16 protein-coding genes are annotated in these 19007 nt (G+C 56.2%); 10 read left to right on the plus strand and 6 right to left on the minus strand.

The features are described 5' to 3' along the window. Positions 1–12: 12 nt before the first annotated feature. Positions 13–1410 (minus strand): threonine synthase, encoded by a 1398-nt coding sequence (thrC, locus tag RT613_RS12920; protein WP_313615907.1) that lies wholly within the window; start codon positions 1408–1410, stop codon positions 13–15. A gap of 207 nt (positions 1411–1617) precedes the next feature. Between thrC and RT613_RS12925 the strand changes: the two genes are divergently transcribed. Continuing rightward, entirely contained in the window at positions 1618–2181 is a 564-nt protein-coding gene (locus RT613_RS12925) for a PilZ domain-containing protein (RefSeq protein ID WP_313615909.1), read from the plus strand. 104 nt (positions 2182–2285) lie between these two features. Here the strand turns inward: RT613_RS12925 and RT613_RS12930 are convergent, their stop codons facing one another. Continuing rightward, positions 2286–2975, minus strand: coding sequence for an HAD family hydrolase (locus tag RT613_RS12930; protein WP_313615910.1), 690 nt, complete (start codon positions 2973–2975; stop codon positions 2286–2288). A gap of 113 nt (positions 2976–3088) precedes the next feature. Here RT613_RS12930 and RT613_RS12935 point away from each other — a divergent pair, with 113 nt between their 5' ends. The 4 genes from RT613_RS12935 (at position 3089) to RT613_RS12950 (ending at position 6294) form a co-directional block, all read left to right on the plus strand. Further along, positions 3089–3769: a GntR family transcriptional regulator gene (locus RT613_RS12935; RefSeq protein ID WP_313615912.1), complete on the plus strand. Its 681-nt coding sequence runs from the start codon at positions 3089–3091 to the stop codon at positions 3767–3769. Positions 3770–3950: 181 nt separating this feature from the next. Continuing rightward, positions 3951–4526, plus strand: coding sequence for a biotin transporter BioY (locus tag RT613_RS12940; protein WP_313615914.1), 576 nt, complete (start codon positions 3951–3953; stop codon positions 4524–4526). After that, a complete protein-coding gene (locus tag RT613_RS12945; protein WP_313615916.1) occupies positions 4523–4975 on the plus strand; it encodes a DUF1284 domain-containing protein in 453 nt (150 codons plus the stop codon). The genes RT613_RS12940 and RT613_RS12945 overlap by 4 nt, the downstream gene beginning before the upstream one ends. Positions 4976–5148: 173 nt before the next feature. Continuing rightward, positions 5149–6294: a site-specific DNA-methyltransferase gene (locus RT613_RS12950; protein WP_313615918.1), complete on the plus strand. Its 1146-nt coding sequence runs from the start codon at positions 5149–5151 to the stop codon at positions 6292–6294. A 340-nt stretch (positions 6295–6634) separates the two neighbouring features. Here the strand turns inward: RT613_RS12950 and RT613_RS12955 are convergent, their stop codons facing one another. Together RT613_RS12955 and mutY are read right to left on the minus strand one after the other, a co-directional pair. Beyond that, positions 6635–7246 carry an HAD family phosphatase gene (locus tag RT613_RS12955; RefSeq protein ID WP_313615919.1) on the minus strand — a complete coding sequence of 204 codons (612 nt, stop codon included), beginning with the start codon at positions 7244–7246 and terminating at the stop codon, positions 6635–6637. Next, positions 7243–8346, minus strand: a complete 1104-nt coding sequence (gene mutY / locus RT613_RS12960; protein WP_313615920.1) for an A/G-specific adenine glycosylase — start codon at positions 8344–8346, stop codon at positions 7243–7245. The genes RT613_RS12955 and mutY overlap by 4 nt, the downstream gene beginning before the upstream one ends. A 157-nt stretch (positions 8347–8503) precedes the next feature. Here mutY and RT613_RS12965 point away from each other — a divergent pair, with 157 nt between their 5' ends. The 4 genes from RT613_RS12965 to smc all read left to right on the plus strand — a co-directional run bounded on the left by RT613_RS12965 (position 8504) and on the right by smc (position 14630). Further along, the gene (locus tag RT613_RS12965) at positions 8504–9724 is read left to right on the plus strand and encodes an O-antigen ligase family protein (protein ID WP_313615922.1); all 1221 of its coding nucleotides are present in this window, start codon (positions 8504–8506) and stop codon (positions 9722–9724) included. Further along, the gene (locus RT613_RS12970; protein ID WP_313615924.1) at positions 9711–10226 is read left to right on the plus strand and encodes a DUF721 domain-containing protein; all 516 of its coding nucleotides are present in this window, start codon (positions 9711–9713) and stop codon (positions 10224–10226) included. The genes RT613_RS12965 and RT613_RS12970 overlap by 14 nt, the downstream gene beginning before the upstream one ends. A gap of 174 nt (positions 10227–10400) precedes the next feature. Beyond that, on the plus strand, positions 10401–11081 hold the full coding sequence (locus RT613_RS12975; protein WP_313615925.1) for a DsbA family protein: 681 nt from the start codon (positions 10401–10403) through the stop codon (positions 11079–11081). An 84-nt stretch (positions 11082–11165) separates the two neighbouring features. After that, positions 11166–14630, plus strand: coding sequence for a chromosome segregation protein SMC (gene smc / locus RT613_RS12980; protein ID WP_313615926.1), 3465 nt, complete (start codon positions 11166–11168; stop codon positions 14628–14630). On the opposite strand, the gene RT613_RS12985 is transcribed toward smc, so the two are convergent. Next, complete coding sequence (locus RT613_RS12985) at positions 14631–15608, minus strand: VOC family protein (protein ID WP_313615928.1); 978 nt, start codon at positions 15606–15608, stop codon at positions 14631–14633. A 230-nt stretch (positions 15609–15838) separates the two neighbouring features. Between RT613_RS12985 and ppdK the strand changes: the two genes are divergently transcribed. Continuing rightward, positions 15839–18514 (plus strand): pyruvate, phosphate dikinase, encoded by a 2676-nt coding sequence (gene ppdK / locus RT613_RS12990; RefSeq protein ID WP_313615930.1) that lies wholly within the window; start codon positions 15839–15841, stop codon positions 18512–18514. A 13-nt stretch (positions 18515–18527) separates the two neighbouring features. Here the strand turns inward: ppdK and RT613_RS12995 are convergent, their stop codons facing one another. Then, entirely contained in the window at positions 18528–18800 is a 273-nt protein-coding gene (locus RT613_RS12995; protein ID WP_313615931.1) for a hypothetical protein, read from the minus strand. Between the last annotated feature and the right edge of the window lie 207 nt (positions 18801–19007).

Raw genomic sequence — 19007 nt, forward strand, 5'->3', positions numbered from 1 at the left:
CTTTCCGCGTCTCTATTCCTTGGCGCGCGCATGTTTGCCGATAAAGGTTTCAACGGCTTTAAGGTCGGCCTCCAGAATTTCGAAACGCTCCTCCCGGTTCATAAGATCAGCGAGCCATGATGGAAGGGCCGGATCGATTGCGCAAGCGGATTTTACTGCAGCCGGAAATTTTGCCGGATGGGCAGTGGCAAGCGTGACCATCGGGCTACGTGGCTTTTCGTATTTTTGGGCCACAAACACGCCGGTTGCGGTATGCGGATCAAGCAGATAGCCGGTTTCCTGCAACGTCTCGCGGATCGTTGCTGCAACCTGCTTTTCAGTTGCACGACCTGCGCGGAAGTCACGACGAATGAACTTCATCGCTTCTTCCGGAATTTCAAACGAGCCGGACTGCTTCAGCCCATCCATCGAGTTGCGCACGGCGCGGGAGTCCCGGTCATAGGCTTCAAACAGCAGACGCTCGAAGTTCGAGGAAATCTGAATATCCATTGAAGGCGAGGTGGTTGCCTTCACGCCGCGCATTTCATAACGGCCGGTTTTTAGCGTACGTGCCAGAATGTCATTGTCATTGGTCGCGATGACCAGACGATCGATCGGCAGGCCCATCTTCTTGGCCACATAACCTGCGAAGATGTCACCGAAGTTGCCGGTTGGCACGGTGAAGGACACCTTGCGATCTGGCGAGCCGAGCGACAGCGCCGAGGTGAAGTAATAAACCACCTGCGCCATGATGCGCGCCCAATTGATGGAATTGACGCCGGACAGCTTTACCGAGTCGCGGAACTTGGCGTCATTGAACATTTCCTTGACCAGGTTCTGGCAGTCATCGAAGTTGCCGTGCACGGCAATGGCATGCACGTTCGATGCTGTCGAACTGGTCATCTGGCGCTGCTGCACAGGCGAAACCTTGCCATGTGGGAACAGGATGAAGATGTCGGTGCGTTCACGACCGGCAAAAGCGTCGATGGCCGCACCACCGGTATCGCCTGAAGTCGCGCCAACAATGGTGGCACGCTGGTTGCGCTGGGTGAGCGCGTAATCCATCAGGCGACCGATCAGCTGCATGGCGACGTCCTTGAACGCCAGCGTCGTGCCGTGGAAAAGTTCGAGCACATAGGCATTGGGACCGGTCTGGACCAGCGGCACGACGGCCGGATGGCGGAACGTGGCATAGGCCTCGTCAATCATCGCACGGAAGTCGTCAGCCGGGATTTCACCGCCGGTGAAGCGGTACAGCACTTCAAAGGCGATTTCCTGATAGGATTTTCCACGCAGCGCGCGAATTTCCTTTTTGCTCATCGAAGGCCATTTACGCGGCACATACAGCCCGCCGTCGCGTGCCAGACCGGCAAGCAATACATCGCAAAAACCCAGCGAAGGGGCTTCGCCCCTGGTCGAAACATATTCCACGAGATGGTCCCTTGTCGTAAGCAGTCAGGTCGCCGAAGCAAAACAGATATGGTGGTATTCAGTGATGCTGAGGAAAATTCAAGCAAATCCGAACAGGCCAATCGATTTTTTCCGACGTCGCTGCTATAGACCATCGCCAACTGGCGTGAAAGGCCGTTAAACAGGTTCTCCGGTACACCTCGGAGGCAGTGTAGAGGATTGAACAGAGTGTCAGGTCAAATTTTGCGTTTATCCGCCGCCATGTCGATGCTTGCTATCGTTGCCGGATGCAACTCTTCGAGCCCATCGGAGGCACTCGGCATAGGCGAAACCGGCAGTGCTGCACCCGCAGCTGCGGCGGTAACCCCTGTGGTGCAGGCAAACTGCCCGAAGGTCACGGTTCTGGATAGCAACGCCATTCACCGCGTTTATGCGCGTGGCGCCAAGGATAATCCCGAGCAACTGGTTTATCAGGCATCGCTGGCAGACAGCACCCGTGCCTGCACGATGAACACGGATACGTTGACGGTCAACGTGCTGGTGCAGGGGAGAATCGTTCCCGGCCCGCAGGCAAAGGCTGGCAAGGTAACTCTGCCAATTCGCGTGTCGGTTAAAGACGGCGAGGGCGAAATTTTTGGTGAAACAAGCCAGTATCAGGTCGACCTGTCGACTGATGGCGGTGGACAGTTCATCTTCAACAATGACCACGTTGCCATTCCAAATGGCCCAGGCGGCGCACCAAAGACTGTCAATGTCTTTGTTGCCTTTGATGACGGTGCGAAGCGGAAGTAATTTTTTCGCTCGGCAAAGGAGCCGGGGGGCGTTGTGCCCCTCAAGGCAATCGGAATGTAGAATAAAGGCGGAAGAACCAATGTTCTTCCGCCTTTCTGCTGAGATCAGGAAATGCCGCCCCAGTCTGACAGCGCAGCCACAACAGCTGGCAAGTCCATCATGCGGGAGATAACTGTTTCAGCGCCCGCATCGGTCAGCTTGTCGGCATGTCCTGGGTAGGTGTGTGATGCGCCGGTAAAACCGATTACCCGCATGCCGGCTGCCTTTGCCGCGTGAACGCCGTGAACGCTGTCCTCAACAACAACCGTCTTCGATGGCGAGACATTGAACTGGCTGGCGCCATGCAGAAAAATGTCCGGCTTCGGTTTGACGCGGTCTGGACCCAGATCCTTGGCGGAATAGATGTGTGGATCGAAATAGGGCTTCAAGCCAACCTTGGTCAGCATCATGTCCAGGCGCTTGCTCCCGGAATTGGAGCAGATGCAACGCTGCATTGTCAGTCTCGACAGCGCGAATTTTACGCCTTCGATGATTTTGACGTCGCGCTGCAGCCGTGCATCGAGCAGCTTTTCCGACTTGTCGAGCAGTGAGGCGGACAACGGGATGCTGGCTTCACGCTCGACGGCCAGCAGAATGTTGTGCCATGTCATGCCGGCAAAACGCTCGCCCATCTCTTCGACGGTGATCGGGTAGCCGGCATCTGTCAGAAGGGCGGATTCGACCTGGGCGGCAATGATTTCGGAGTCGACCAGCACGCCGTCGCAGTCAAAAATGATAAGGTCGAAGGCGCTCATCTGCGCTCCTTTCAGCATAAGAAAACGCGGCGCTTTTAGACCATGCTGCCGTTAAGCTCAACCTGCTTGCGTTTGTTGCTCGACAAGCCCTGCGGCGCATTCTATGGGAAAGCATGGCCCCTAAAGAACCACGCAAACCGGATGATACAATTGCGGCGCGTATTGCACGCAGCCTTGCCGACCGTATCGTGCGGGGCGAATTGTCTCCCGGCGAGCGTTTGCGGCAGGATCATATTGCTGAGGAATTCGGCGCAAGCCATGTTCCGGTGCGTGAAGCCTTTCGCCGACTGGAGGCGCAAGGTTTGGCCATCAGCCTGCCGCGACGTGGCGTCAGGGTTGCAGATTTTGGCCTGAACGAGGTGCGTGAAGTCGCTGAAATGCGCGCCGCACTTGAGGTTTTGGCGCTGAGGCACGCGATCCCGCACATGACCGCCGCCATTCTGGATGAGGCCGAGGCGGCTACCGTGGAAGGGGACAGTGCTGCGGATGTGCGGAGCTGGGAGGAGGCCAACCGGCGTTTCCACCGGTTGATCATCACGCCCTGCGGAATGCCGCGTTTGCTGGAAACCATTGACGGATTGCATGCGGCCAGCGCCCGTTTTCTATTTTCCGCGTGGCGTGCCGGCTGGGAACGCCGCACGGACCATGATCACCGCGCCATCTTGAGTGCTCTGCGCGCAGGAAAGGGCGAGGAGGCCGTTCGTATTCTCGATGGCCACGTACAATGGATTGGCCGCACCGCCATTCGCACGCCAGCAGGCTCCACCAAGGATGCCTTTGCCATCGTTGGATAAAATTATAGATAATTTTAATTCGCGGTAATTGGCTGATTTAACGTCATTTTTGCGAAAATTTTCCACAGGGTCGGCTTTCGTCGATGCTCCTGATCCGTGGTCTGCCAAAAAACATTTGGTTTTTCGTCGACATTCTCTCTATAAATTCAATTATTATCTATAATTTTGAAAAGGAGAGCCAATGTCTGGACAAATACAATCTCTGAATGGCAGTCTTATCGATAATCTTGAAAAAACATGGTTTGGAAAAACCGTTCTTGTGATCGCCGGTACCGTGGCGCTGGCAATTGCGTCACAAATCTCGGTGCCGATGGTTCCGGTCCCCATTACCATGCAGACATTTGCCGTGACGATGATCGGCGCTCTTTACGGATGGCGTCTGGGCGGCCTCACAGTGCTCGCCTGGCTTGCAGAAGCCATGATTGGTTTGCCAGTTCTGGCCGAGTTCAAATCCGGCATTGCTCCCTTTATGGGCCCGACGGCTGGATATCTCGTGGCATTTCCGCTGATGGCTGTTCTTGTCGGCTCTTTCACGCAGAAGGGCGTCACGGCCAACCGGGTCTTTCTGGGATTTTCACTGCACTTTGCGGCCAATCTTCTATGCCTGCTGCTGGGCTGGCTGTGGCTGGCGCAAATCATCGGTGGTGAGAAGGCGTGGCTTGCCGGTGTTTTGCCCTTCCTTCTCGGTGCTGCATTAAAGTCTGCTCTTGCCGCTGCCGTATTGAAGGCAACGGTTGGTCGGACAAAGAACCATTGAGTGTTCAGTTGCGCGGGCATCATCTGCTCTGCATGTTGACGTTCGTTGGTGAGGGCTACACGGTAGCCTTCACCGACAATTACCGGAAAATCGCCAAACGGCTGTCGGCTGGCGAGACAATCGAGATCGTTGAAGGGCCGGACGATATCTGCCAGCCCTTGCTGTGCAGTGAGGGCGCTCATTGTCATAAGGCAAGTGTCGTACAGCGCGATATTGCTGCACTGGATGCGGTCGGGCGGCTGCTTGGAAAAACACTGGTGGTTGGTGATACGCTTGAGCCGGACCACGTGTTCCTGTCACGTTTGCGATTGGCATTTTCACACAATTCGATTCGCAAAGCTTGTCATGATTGCGAATGGAGTTCGCTTTGCGACAAGGTTGCCGCTTCGGGTTTCAAAGGCGTAAAAATCACATCAGAAACCGCTGAAGCCGCGGGCTGCCATGGTTAATGCTGTAGGCGGATACGTCGCATCACCGCGCAATTCTCTCCCAAAAAAACAACTGAAATAACGCTTTTAACTCAATTATTTGTGTTTTTCTGCGCGGCATTCAGTCTTTGATAACCATCTTCGGTAACCATAGGCACCAGTTCAGTTCGAGTAAGCGTATGGAGCGAGTACCGATGGCATCAGTTTATCCGCTGGCCGATTTTCGGCGTGCCGGTTTTGATCGTGCAGGCCAGGAAGATGCCTGGAAAGACAGCATCATCAAGGGGGACTGCGTAGCAGCCCTTGAAGCACTGCCGAGCCAGTCGGTAGATGCGATTTTCGCCGACCCACCTTACAATCTCCAGCTTGGCGGCACGCTGCATCGTCCGGATCAGTCGGTTGTCGACGCCGTTGATAATGACTGGGACCAGTTCGCTTCGTTTGAGGCTTACGATGCGTTCACACGCGCATGGCTTCTGGCTTGCCGCCGTGTGTTGAAGCCCAATGGCACCATCTGGGTTATTGGCTCCTACCACAATATTTTCCGCGTTGGCGCGATGTTGCAGGATCTCAACTTCTGGCTCCTCAATGATATCGTTTGGCGCAAGACCAACCCGATGCCGAACTTCAAGGGTCGCCGGTTCCAGAACGCCCATGAAACCATGATCTGGGCCAGCCGCGATTCCAAGGCCAAGGGTTACACCTTCAACTATGAAGCGCTGAAAGCATCCAACGATGACGTTCAGATGCGCTCTGACTGGCTGTTCCCGATCTGCAGCGGCCATGAGCGCCTGAAGGGCGAAGACGGCAAGAAGGTTCATCCGACCCAGAAGCCGGAAGCTCTGCTTGCCCGCGTCATCATGGCGTCGACAAAGCCCGGCGACATCATTCTCGACCCATTCTTTGGCTCAGGCACGACAGGTGCTGTTGCCAAGCGTCTGGGCCGTCATTTCGTCGGTATCGAGCGCGAACAGGAATATATCGATGCGGCATCTGCCCGCATTGCTTCGGTCGAACCGCTCGGCAAGGCTGAGCTGACCGTGATGACCGGCAAGAAGGCCGAGCCACGTGTTGCATTCAACACGCTGCTGGAAAGCGGTCTGGTGCGTGCCGGTCAGGTGCTGACCGATGCAAAGCGCCGTTATAGCGCCATTATTCGTGCGGATGGTACCATCGCTTCTGGCGGTGATGCGGGTTCAATTCACCGCCTAGGAGCCAAGGTACAAGGACTGGATGCCTGCAATGGCTGGACGTTCTGGCACTTTGAAGATGGCTCTGACCTCAAGCCGATTGATGAGTTGAGAAGTGTCATTCGTTCTGAACTGGCAAAGGTAGAATAAACGATCCACCGCCGCACCTTATCTGCCAGTTTCTCTTTCCGGTGTAAGTACCTCTAGTCCCGGAAAGAGATGAACGGCCCCCGACGCGAAAGCATCGGGGGCCGCTCTGTTTATAAGCTATTTCTGTATGGCGTTGAAATGTCGGCAATATAAGTATTGCTTTGCATAACAAAACCATGACAGTTTCACGCAAGGCTGTGTGTCTATCTCTATTCGCAGAGAAGACATGGCGCGTTGCGAAAGCAGAGACTTCTCACGCATGAATTCTGAAATCCTGCCGTTTACGGCTGGACTGACGCAGGTGGGAGACCGCCATTTCCCGCCTGCGTCAGAAATTCATTCAAAGCACGCCGTAAGCTTTCAAATCTTTCCTCAGCTTTTCAATGCCCGTGAAATGCACGGCATTCCATCCTGCCTCGCGCGCGCCTTCGACGTTCGGGTAGGAATCGTCGATGAACAGTGTAGCAGCAGGTTCAAGATCAAACGCCTTGTGGTGCGTTTCGTAAATCGCGACATCCGGCTTTATTAAGCCAACATCACCGGACACGGTCACGCCGCGCGGGGCCTTGAGAAATGGATACATTTCCTGCGCCTGGCGGAATGTATCTGATGCAAAATTGGTCAGCATTGTCACGTCGCGACCCTCTTCGATCAGACCGAGCATGATGGCGACGGAATCGTCATAGGAATGCGAGACCATTTCATGCCAGTTCTGACGAAAGGCGCGGATTTGGTCTGTTTTGTCAGGGAACTCCGCAATCAGCAGTGCTTCGGCATCCTGCCATGTGCGGCCGCGGTCCTGCTCAAGGTTCCAGTCATGGGTACACACATTCTTGAAAAACCACTGGCGTTCTTCCGCGTCGGGAATGATGCGGCTGTAGGGAATGTCGGGATCGTAATGGATGAGTACTTTGCCAATATCGAAAACAATATGCCGAATAGTCGTTGTCATGCGGAAGTCCTGTTTGTGTCGAAGGCAAAGGGAATAGCTTGTTTGATCGCTTTTTTCATGACTGTCGGCAGCGCTTGCGCATCAAGATTTGTGACCGGTTCCCACCATCCGTTATTGCTGTCGACCAGCGGTGTTACGGTTACCTTGGCACGGTAAACCGAAAGCCTGAGTTCAAAGTGGGTAAAGACATGCACGATTGCGCCGGCGGCATCCCAGTCTGCGCTGAATGGTGCGTGTTCGCTGCCGGTGCCGCCATCGATCCGCGCAGTCCAGCCGGTGGTCGGCACTTCCGTCATGCCGCCCAGAAGACCGGTTTCTTCCCGCCGTCTGAGCAGAATTTCACCCTTGTCATTAACCGCGACAAACGCCGCGCCGACCCGCACCGGCTTTTGTTTTTTCAGCGCTTTGACGGGAAAACGTTCCGGATAATCACTGGCCAGCGCCAGACAGTGCTCCTTGAACGGACAGAGTGCGCAGGCGGGACGTTTGGGTGTGCAGATCGTGGCGCCGAGATCCATCATCGCCTGCGCAAAATCGCCGGGCCGCTTGGCCGGTGTCAGCGCAACGACCTTGGATTTCATCACCGGTTTTGAGGCGGGCAAGGGGGCATCAATGGCAAACAGCCGTGAAATGACTCGCTCGACATTGCCATCCATCACCGCAGCCTGGCGATTGAAAGCAATGGCCGCGACGGCAGCTGCCGTATAATCACCAATGCCGGGCAGCGCCCTCAAGGCGTCTTCGGTATCGGGGAAAATGCCGTCATGTTCGCGTGCGACGGTTTCGGCACATTTTCGAAGGTTACGGGCGCGCGCATAATAACCAAGGCCAGCCCAGGCGGCCATCACATCCTCAACCGGCGCATTGGCCAGATCTTTGACTGTCGGCCAGGCAGCGAGAAATTTTGCAAAATAGGGTTTGACCGCCTGAACGGTCGTTTGCTGCAACATCACTTCTGACAGCCAGACGTGATAGGGGTTGGCGGTCAAACCTCTGGCAGCCATCACCGGTGAGGTGCGCCAAGGCAGGTCTCTGTGATGCCTGTCATACCATTGCAAAAGCAGGTCTGATAATGGCGGATTGTCATTCATAGGTAGCATTACACCTTTTCCGCGAGATTTATTTCACACGACACCCTTCGTAGAAACGGTTTTCAACGGAAAAGCAGGGACATGTCACTGGTAATGGCGCATTGTTTAAACTATGCCAGCCATCTCATATAGGGCTGGGCAAGCTGTAGTCAATGAAAGCAAAATCATGAAGCCTCTGTCGATGAATGCAAATAACCACGTGTTCATTTTTGCTGTGGCGGCATTGGCAGGCATCGGCGGATCCGTCACCACAATCCTGCTGGGCGCTTCGATTGTGTGGGCAATCATTTCGCTTTCGCTGAAACGGTTTCCACCCGCATTTGCCGCACATGACCGGTTTCTGATCGTGCCCGCGGTCATCTATGTGCTGGTGCAGCTTGTGGCCATGCTCATCAATTCGGATACGGGCCTGACACTGGTATTGCGCAAGCTGGTGCCATTGCTGCCGTTTCTGCTGTTTTGGCTGATGTTGCCGCGTTTGCGTATCAGCTCCGGTCGCTCGCTGTTCGAAAGCTTTGCACTGGGAGCTGCGTTCTGTGGCATTCTCGCCTTGCCGCTTGCCATGTGGCAGGGGCTTGTCCAACACGTGCGCGCCGAAGGTGGCGCCGGTAATGCGCTGCCATTTGCTTTGATCTGTGCATTGTTTTCGGTGTTTTCGCTGCTAAACCTGCTGTCAGACATCAAATGGCGTAAGATCGTTGGCTTCATTGGTTTTGTCGCCGGTTTCGTCTGTCTGCTGCTGTCGCAGTCACGCGGCATGTTGCCCGCAACGGTTTTTGCGATCGTGCTGTTTGGCGTGTTTTTTCCAGCAACCATCAAACCATGGCTGAATATCAAGGGCGCTCTGGTTCTCGCGGTCGTTGCGGTGATTGTCGTGTGGTTCGGCATCAGCAGTGCCGACCGCATTAGCGACACTATTGCCTATATGACCAGCGAAAATACCACGGCCACCGACAATTCCTACAGCATGCGTATGGATCTGTGGAAACACGGGTATGAATTAATCCAGCAAAATCCGATCTTCGGGCATGGCATTCAAAACCGCCGTACACTTGTCGAGCAGATCGGCCTGAATTTCTCCCACTTCCACAATGGTTTCATTACCGCGCTTGTCGATTCCGGTATTGTCGGTTTCCTGTCGCTGGTCGCACTTCTTTGTGCGCCGCTTCTGGCTGCAGTGAATGCTGCCCGTGATGCATTTTATCGCCAGCGCCTGTTTGTCGCCATCGTTCTGACGTCAACATATATCGTTGGTGGCTTGACGAACTTCATCTTCGGCCATGATATTTATGACAGTATATTCCTGTGGACGGCGCTGGTGATTTTCATTTCCTTGCCAGGTAGTGCTGAAGAAAAATCGGAAGGAAGTGTGCGTGGCACCGTTTAAGGGACGCAGACCATCTGTTGTCCAGATCTCGGAAGTAGCCAATGGCATTATCGACCCGGTGCTGGCGCGTCGGGCGGGTATCAGCACGGCACTGCTCGGCTCATGGGACGAGATTGCCGGCGAAGATTTTGCCGATTGCACGCGTCCTGAAAAGATCGTCTGGCCGCGCCGCGATGACAGTTCCGATGGCAGTGGTTATCAGCCAGGTGTGCTGACAATCGCATGTGAGGGTGCCCGTGCGCTGTTTCTGACCCATGCCCAGGGCGAGCTGATTGCCCGTATCAACGGCTTTTTCGGATATCCGGCCGTTCGCCAGATCCGCATTGTGCAAAAGCCCGTTTCGCAAACCGTTTTGCGCAAACGAAAGCCGCCACCGCTGCGTGGTGATGCGGCCAAACGGCTTGAAGATATGATGGAAGGAATTGAAAGCGAACAGCTGCGCAAGGCCGTGGAACGTCTCGGAACCGCTGTTTTACAAAAGCGTCTGCGCGGCCGTTCCTGATGCGGCACCGTGCCGCAAACCGGTAACACCCAATTTTATCAATGATATCGCGGCCAAACGAGCTTTGGTCACAATTCTTTGACAATAAGAATGAGAATGGCTGCTTGTTATGAACAGGCCGCCGCGATATCGGAAATACAGACATATCGAGTCTTCACACGAACAGGTGCTTCAATGCCTACTTCCGAATTTACCATGACCCGCCGTAATCTTCTTGGCAGCGTTGCTTTTGCAGCGGTTTGCGTCACCTTGCCGCTTTCGCTTTCTGCGGACTTCGCAAACGCACAGGAACTGCCTCAGTCCATCGGTGATGTGGACATGGCGGAAGTGATGAAGCCAGGCTCCTTGCCTGACAAGGCGCTGGGTGATGCCAACGCACCGGTCAAGATCGTGGAATACATGTCCATGACTTGCCCGCATTGCGCAAACTTCCACAACAACACCTTCGACAAGATCAAGGAAAAATACATCGACTCGGGCAAGGTGTATTTCGTCATCCGCGAATTCCCGTTCGATCCGCGCGCTGCTGCCGCTTTCATGCTGGCGCGTTGCGCACCTGAAAACCAGTACTACCCATTCGTTTCGATGCTGTTCAAGCAGCAGCAGACCTGGGCGACGGCACAGGATGCCCGCGCTGCATTGCTGCAAATGTCGAAACTTGCAGGTTTTTCACAGGAGAGCTTCGAAGCCTGCTTGACGAACCAGGAACTTCTGGATGATGTGAATGCCACGATGCAGCGTGGCGCGACGGATTTTGGTGTAAATTCGACGCCGACCTTCATCATCAACGGCAAGAAATACGCTGGAGACATGTCGCTTGAAACCATGTCGACCCTTATCGACAGCCTTATCTAAACGACGTTCCATTCATCTGACGGGCGGCGGATCATTCCGTTCGCCCGTTTTTTATTGCTTTTGCGGTGCCGGGGATAACGATCAATGAAGTTCAACAAGCTGCGCCTTGTCGGCTTCAAGTCGTTTGTCGAACCATCCGAGTTCATCATTGAACCCGGACTGACCGGCGTGGTTGGCCCGAACGGCTGCGGAAAATCCAATCTTGTCGAAGCCCTGCGCTGGGTGATGGGGGAAAACTCCTACAAGAACATGCGCGCCTCCGGCATGGATGACGTTATTTTCTCCGGTTCTGGTAACCGTCCTGCGCGCAACACCGCAGAGGTCGGACTTTATCTCGACAATGCCGACCGCACCGCGCCTGCAGCCTTTAACGATGCCGATGAAATCCAGGTGACGCGCCGTATCGAGCGTGAAAACGGCTCGGTATACCGCATCAATGGCAAGGAGGCCCGTGCCAAGGATGTGCAGCTGCTGTTTGCCGATGCCTCAACCGGTGCCCGTTCGCCGTCGATGGTCGGGCAGGGGCGTATTGGTGAACTGATCAACGCCAAGCCGCAGGCCCGTCGGCAGCTGCTGGAAGAAGCGGCTGGCATTTCCGGCCTGCATTCCAGGCGTCATGAGGCCGAACTGCGTTTGCGTGCGGCAGAAACCAATCTTGAGCGTCTCGAAGACGTAACCGCACAATTGGAAAGCCAGATTGAAAGCCTGAAACGTCAGGCCCGTCAGGCCAACCGTTTCAAGATGTTGTCTGCCGATATCCGCGCGCGTGAAGCCATGCTGCTGCATATCCGCTGGGTGGAGGCCAAGCAGGCAGAAGGTGAAGCGGAAAGTGCTCTGAACCAGGCAACGGTTCTTGTCGCTGAAAAAGCGCAAAAGCAGATGGAAACGGCCAAGGAACAAGGCATTGCCAGCCTTAAGCTGCCGGAACTGCGTGAGAATGAAGCGCGGGCCGCAGCAGCGCTGCAGCGCCTGCAGATTGCCAGAACGCAGCTTGATGAAGAAGCAGGCCGCCTGCTTAGACGACGCGACGAACTGACCAGACGTTTGGCTCAGTTGGGCGAAGACATTGCCCGTGAAGAACGCATGGTTGCCGACAACGCGCAGATCCTGTCCAGGCTTGATGCCGAAGAGGCCGAGCTTGTCGAGACCTTGGCCGATAGCGGGCGTTATGCCGAAGAAACGCGTGAAGCCTTTGAAGCGGCGGCTGCAAAGCTCAGTGAAAGTGAAAATGCAGCCACGGCACTGACCGCCCAGCGCGCTGAGGCGGCTGCGGCCCGCACCCAGCTAGAGCGTGCCATTCGTGATCTTTCCGACCGCAAGATGCGTCTGGAGAAACAGGCGCAGGATGCATCGTCCGAACTGGATGCCATTGCGGAAAAACTGTCATTGCTGCCAGACCCCGCAGAAAAGCGCTCGGTGGTGGATGCGGCGGAAGACGCCGTCAGCGACGCACAGATTGCTGTTGAGGATGCCGAGACGGCGCTGAGCAAAGCACGCAACGGTGAAGCGATGGCGCGTGCGCCCGTCGATGCTGCCCGCGCGCGGGTAAACGGTCTTGAAACAGAAGCGCGCACGATTTCGCGCATGCTGGCGGCGGGCGCAAGTTCCGGTACATTTACGCCGATTGCCGAAGAGCTGAAGGTTGAAAAAGGTTTTGAGGTTGCCCTTGGTGCAGCGCTTGGCGACGATCTTGAAAGCTCGCTTGACCCTTCGGCTCCGGCCTATTGGAGTGTGTCGGGCGATGCGAGCAGCGATCCCGCCTTGCCGTCAGGGCTGGCAGCGCTGGCCGACTATGTCAAAGGCCCGGCCGCCCTGTCGCGTGCCCTGAAACAGATTGGCATCGCAACCAGCATTGAAGACGCACTTCGCCTGATGCCGAAATTACAGGCCGGCCAGCGACTTGTTACTCGCGAAGGCGCGGTCTTCCGTTGGGACGGCCACGTGACCGGTGCCGACGCACCAGGAACGGCAGCGCTGCGTCTTGCCCAGAAAAACCGTCTGGCTGAGCTGGAAGGCGAGATGGAGGAGGCAAGATATACGCTTGCCGAAGCCGAAGAGCAGCTTGCAGCGACAGCCGACGAAATACGTCTTGCCGATATTCGCCTGAATGAAGCGCGCGAGATGAGCCGCCTTGCGGTGCGTCACCTCTCCGAAGCGCGGGAAGCGCTTTCCGCTGCCGAACGCGCCTCCGGGGACCTGATGCGCAGACGCGATGTGGTCAGCGAAGCCGTCAACCAGATCCGCTCGCAGATCGAAGAGGTCGTTATTCAGGAAGAAAATGCGCGTATCGAAATGGATGACGCGCCTGATCTGACGGAGATCGATGCACGTCTGCGCGACGTGCAGATGGAGGTTGCGACCGATCGTGGACTGCTGGCCGAAGCCCGCGCCCGCCATGAAGGATTGAACCGGGAAGCCGAAGCCCGCCAGCGCCGTATCAGTGCCATTGCGCAGGAACGCAGCACCTGGCAGGCGCGTGTCGCCAGCGCTTCCGATCATATTTCGACCCTGCGGGAGCGCGAGGAAGAAGCCCGCGAGGAAATGCTTGATCTGGAAGTGGCACCGGAAGAGTTCGATGAAAAACGCCGGGCACTTCTCACCGAATTGCAAAAGACCGAAGAGGCACGCCGTCTGGCCGCCGACCAGCTGGTGCATGCGGAAAACCTGCAGCGCGAGGCAGATCGCACGGCGGCCACTGCTCTGTCAGAACTGGCCGAAGCACGTGAGCGGCGCGGACGTACCGAAGAACGTCTTGTGTCTGCCCGCGAAAGACGGCAGGAAACCGAACATCGCATTCAAGAGACACTCAATGTCGGCCCGCATCAGGCCTATCGTCTGACCGGCCTCGCTGTTGACGCTGTTATCCCTGACCTGCGCGAAGTCGAGCGTGATCTGGATCGCCTCAAGATCGAACGTGAACGACTGGGTGCCGTCAACCTGCGTGCCGATGAGGAGCAGGCGGAGCTGTCGGAAAAACTGACGGCGCTCGTCAAGGAGCGGGATGACATTATCGATGCCATCAAGAAGCTGCGCGCCGGTATCCAGAGCCTGAACCGCGAAGGCCGCGAACGGCTGATTGCCGCCTTTGATGTGGTCAACGCCCAGTTCCAGCGGCTATTTACCCATCTGTTCGGTGGCGGAACGGCAGAGCTGCAACTGATCGAATCGGAAGATCCGCTGGAAGCAGGCCTTGAAATTCTGGCCCGTCCGCCGGGCAAGAAACCGCAAACCATGACGCTGCTTTCCGGCGGTGAGCAGGCGCTGACGGCAATGGCGCTGATCTTTGCGGTGTTCCTGACCAACCCGGCACCGATCTGCGTGCTGGACGAGGTGGATGCACCGCTTGATGACCACAATGTCGAGCGTTATTGCAACCTGATGGATGAGATGGTGGCGTCGACGGCAACACGCTTCGTCATCATCACCCATAACCCGATTACCATGGCCCGCATGAACAGGTTGTTCGGCGTGACCATGGCAGAGCAGGGTGTATCGCAACTGGTGTCGGTTGATCTGCAGGCCGCAGAGCGGCTTGTCGAGGTTGCCTGATCAGGACTTTTGCAGTCTGAGGCCCGTTCCCCACGGGTCTTTGGCTTCTATGTCGCCATTATCCAGCATGGACACGGTGTAACCTGCCGCCTCAAGGCGCGCCTGCTGTTGTTTGATATCGGCGGCATCGGTGATGGTGAGCGAGAACCACGCAAGGCCCGTCTGTTTATCGTCACGAAGTGCGGCGCCACGGCTGTTCCAGGTGTTGATCGCGACATGGTGATGGTACCGCCCGGAGGACAGGAAGGCCGCGTCTTCGCGGTTGCCACGGGTTGAGGCAAGGCCGACGGCATTTTCATAAAATGCACGTCCCTTGGCGATATCGCCGACGCGCAGATGCATGTGGCCAATGCGCAGGCTGGCTGGCGCGATTGAATAGTCATCCTTCGTTGTATCGGTCAATGCGACGATGTCGTCGATATCAAGCTCCTTGGTGCCCATCGTCACCACATCACCATCCCATTTCCAGGTGTCCTTCTGGCGATCACTATAAACTTCGATGCCGTTGCCTTCGGGATCGTTCAGGTAAACGGCCTCACTGACATTATGGTCGGCAAAACCGGTGATTGGTGCCTGCATCATCGCCACATGCACCAGCCAGCGGGCAAGATCCTTGCGGGTTGGCATCAGGTAAGCAATGTGGAACAGCCCGGCAGAACTCTGGCTTTCAAAGTCTGCATCAGGCGTGTGAATGAGGTGCAGCAGCGGCACACCACCGGCACCCAATGTCACCGTGTTGCCGTTACGCGATATTTCCGTAAAGCCCATCACCTGGCGGTAATAGGCCAGCATGTTGTTGAGGTCCTTGACCTTGAGCGCTGCCTCGCGGACATGCATTGGCGTCGTCAATGCAAATGGCAGCATATCGGCAGACAGTGTCAGGTTGGTCATGCCTTCGGCCTTTACGGCACCGGCCATAGCTGCAGCGGCGGAGGTAACACCGGCAAGTTTCAGGATATGTCTGCGGGTAAGTGTCATGGGGAATGTTCCAGAGATGAGATCAATTTCCCTTACGCTGCGTTTTTTACGCTTGCATCTCACGAATGCGTCAACTGCATTGCTGTTTTTTACAAACCATCGCACTGCGGCATGCAATCGCCGCAATTATATTACACTGCGCCAAGGCAGTTATTCGGTGTAGATTTCCAATGCCCGGATGATGTTATAAAGAGTTGAAAAACAATACCGCTTCTGGGTGGAGAGCGTTGATGAAGAAATGGGTCTACACCTTTGGCAACGGGGCAGCCGAAGGCAGGGCGAGTGACGTCGAGATCCTTGGCGGCAAAGGGGCAAATCTTGCTGAAATGGCAAGCCTTGGCCTGCCGGTGCCACCCGGCCTTACCATCATCAGCGAAGCCTGTGGTTGGTACCATGTCAATGGGCGCGACCTACCGGATGAGCTGAAGCAACAGGTCATTGCGGGTATTGCTGGCATGGAAGCCATGTCAGGCCGCAAATTTGGCTGTGGCGCACAGCCCTTGCTTTTGTCGGTGCGCTCCGGCGCAAAAGTGTCGATGCCTGGCATGATGGACACTGTCTTGAACCTCGGCCTCAATGACGAAACGGTGCAGGCGCTTGGCCATGATGCTGGCGACGCCCGTTTTGCATGGGACAGCTACCGCCGTTTTATCCAGATGTATGCCGATGTCGTCATGGGACTGGACCACGAAATCTTCGAGGAAGTGCTGGAAGATGAAAAGGCGCGCCTCGGTTATGAATATGATACCGAACTGTCGGCTGTCGAATGGCAGCACATCGTCACGCTCTACAAACAGATCATCGAAGATGAACTGGACGAGGTGTTCCCACAGAACACCGAAGTACAGCTGTGGGGTGCGATCAAGGCGGTGTTTGCCAGCTGGATGAACCCGCGTGCCGTCACATACCGCCAACTTCACAATATTCCGGCGGCCTGGGGAACGGCGGTCAATGTTCAGGCCATGGTGTTCGGCAACCTTGGTTCGACCTCGGCAACCGGCGTGGCATTCACCAGAAACCCATCGACCGGTGAAAAGGCGCTTTACGGCGAGTTTCTGGTCAATGCGCAGGGCGAAGATGTCGTATCGGGCATTCGCACGCCGCAGTCGATCACCGAAGAAGGCCGTATCGCCTCGGGCTCCGACAAACCTTCCATGGAAAAACTCATGCCGGAGGCTTTTGAGGAATTTTCCAGCATCTGTGAAAGCCTCGAGCGCCACTACTGCGACCTGCAGGACATGGAGTTTACCATTGAACGCGGCAAGCTCTGGATGTTGCAGACCCGCTCTGGCAAACGCACCACCCGTGCAGCGCTAAAAATCGCCGTTGATATGGTCGATGAGGGGCTGATTTCCCGCAAGGAAGCGGTGTCCCGCATCGAGCCATCGTCGCTTGATCAGCTTTTGCACCCAACAATCGATCCGCGCTCGCAGCGTTCTGTCATCGGGTCCGGCCTGCCTGCATCGCCCGGTGCCGCAACCGGTGAAATCGTCTTTACGGCCGAAGCCGCCGTTGCTGCCGATGCGGAAGGTCGCAACGTCATTCTGGTGCGCATGGAAACCAGCCCGGAAGACATTCACGGCATGCATGCGGCTGGCGGCATTTTGACGACCCGTGGCGGCATGACCAGCCATGCTGCGGTGGTCGCGCGCGGCATGGGCATCCCCTGTGTTTCCGGTGCAGGCTCCATGCGCGTTGATCTGCGCAACAACACCCTGATCGGTATGGGATGTGTGCTCAAAAAGGGCGATATCATCACCATTGACGGTTCGTCCGGCCAGGTTCTGCGCGGCGAGGTGCCGATGGTACAGCCGGAACTGTCCGGTGATTTTGCCAAGCTGATGTCCTGGGCGGATGAAACGCGCCGCATGACGGTACGCACCAATGCCGATACGCCGCAGGACGCGCGTGCAGCCCGCGCCTTTGGTGCGGAAGGCATTGGCCTTTGTCGTACCGAACACATGTTCTTTGAAGAAGACCGTATTCATTCGATGCGGGAAATGATCCTTGCTGACAGCGAAGAGGGCAGGCGGGTTGCGCTTGACCGGTTGCTGCCCATGCAGCGCTCCGACTTCACGGAAATCTTCAAGATCATGCATGGCCTACCGGTGACCATCCGTTTGCTGGACCCGCCATTGCACGAGTTCCTGCCGAAGACCGATGGCGAGATCGTTGAGGTTGCAGCCGCCATGGGCATGCCGCAAACCGTCTTCCGCCAGCGGTTGGATGCGCTGCATGAGTTTAACCCGATGCTGGGTCATCGCGGTTGCCGTCTTGCCATTTCCTATCCGGAAATTGCCGAAATGCAGGCGCGGGCGATTTTTGAAGCGGCCGTTGCGGCCGCCAAGGAAACCGGCGCGCCCGTGGTGCCTGAAATCATGGTGCCGCTGGTCGGTTTGCGGTCAGAACTGGATTATGTGCGTGCCTGTATTGACCGGGTTGCTGCCTGCGTGGCGGAAGAAACCGGCATGAAGATTGATTACCTGACCGGCACGATGATCGAGTTGCCGCGCGCTGCCCTGCGCGCCCATATCATCGCGGAAGCCGCCGAATTTTTCTCGTTCGGTACCAACGACCTGACACAGACGACCTTCGGTATTTCGCGCGACGATGCCGCGCGGTTTATCACCACCTATCAGCGTAAGGGCATTATTGAACGTGACCCGTTCATATCGCTCGATTTTGATGGTGTGGGTGAACTGATCCGCATTGCCGCTGAACGCGGCCGGCAGACAAAAAGTGATCTGAAGCTTGGCATTTGCGGTGAACATGGCGGCGATCCGGCATCCATCCATTTCTGCGAGGATGCGGGGCTGGATTATGTGTCCTGCTCACCATTCCGTGTGCCGATTGCCCGGCTGGCGGCTGCTCAAGCCACCATTACCGCACAATCCGAAGCGGCCTGACGGCCGTTTTGCCTTACGAGGATTTCTGTACGATTACCCGGCGTTCAATAACGACCGGCTGGCGGAAGAACATGTCATTCTGTCTTTGCTGCCAACTGCGCGCCTCGGCACGGCGGTCGAGATCGATATCGAGAAGGCACCTTGCCATCGCATCCGTCCCGGCCTTGAAGCCATAACCACGGCACGTCGCTTCATCGGCGGCACGCCGTTCTTCCGGGGTCATGGTCTGGCATGACGCCAAGGTTATTGCCGCACACAAAACGCTCATAAGAGAGACAACACGCATCTGAACACCTCCAATGCCGACTGGCCTGATGCACATTTCCGTCAACGAACGGGACGTGCATCTGGTTCGACTGATACGCCCGTTTGTACGGTTTCGGAAGATGGAACGAGATTTCTTTTGCGCTCACGTTTGCCGCAAGCCGAATCCGGTTTATTTACTGGCTATTGGCGATTCTTTGGCCATGGTCTGACTATTCGTTGCCGGATG

Source organism: Agrobacterium sp., assembly GCF_032092815.1.
GTDB lineage: Bacteria > Pseudomonadota > Alphaproteobacteria > Rhizobiales > Rhizobiaceae > Agrobacterium.

Bases quoted from the DNA above. Each gene is read 5' to 3' on its own strand.
- RT613_RS12930 (WP_313615910.1), bottom strand. From the start codon at position 2,975: ATGAGCGCCTTCGACCTTATCATTTTTGACTGCGACGGCGTGCTGGTC.
- RT613_RS12935 (WP_313615912.1), top strand. From the start codon at position 3,089: ATGGCCCCTAAAGAACCACGCAAACCGGATGATACAATTGCGGCGCGT.
- RT613_RS12940 (WP_313615914.1), top strand. From the start codon at position 3,951: ATGTCTGGACAAATACAATCTCTGAATGGCAGTCTTATCGATAATCTT.
- RT613_RS12950 (WP_313615918.1), top strand. From the start codon at position 5,149: ATGGCATCAGTTTATCCGCTGGCCGATTTTCGGCGTGCCGGTTTTGAT.
- RT613_RS12955 (WP_313615919.1), bottom strand. From the start codon at position 7,246: ATGACAACGACTATTCGGCATATTGTTTTCGATATTGGCAAAGTACTC.
- mutY (WP_313615920.1), bottom strand. From the start codon at position 8,346: ATGCTACCTATGAATGACAATCCGCCATTATCAGACCTGCTTTTGCAA.
- RT613_RS12965 (WP_313615922.1), top strand. From the start codon at position 8,504: ATGAAGCCTCTGTCGATGAATGCAAATAACCACGTGTTCATTTTTGCT.
- RT613_RS12975 (WP_313615925.1), top strand. From the start codon at position 10,401: ATGCCTACTTCCGAATTTACCATGACCCGCCGTAATCTTCTTGGCAGC.
- smc (WP_313615926.1), top strand. From the start codon at position 11,166: ATGAAGTTCAACAAGCTGCGCCTTGTCGGCTTCAAGTCGTTTGTCGAA.
- RT613_RS12985 (WP_313615928.1), bottom strand. From the start codon at position 15,608: ATGACACTTACCCGCAGACATATCCTGAAACTTGCCGGTGTTACCTCC.
- ppdK (WP_313615930.1), top strand. From the start codon at position 15,839: ATGAAGAAATGGGTCTACACCTTTGGCAACGGGGCAGCCGAAGGCAGG.
- RT613_RS12995 (WP_313615931.1), bottom strand. From the start codon at position 18,800: ATGCGTGTTGTCTCTCTTATGAGCGTTTTGTGTGCGGCAATAACCTTG.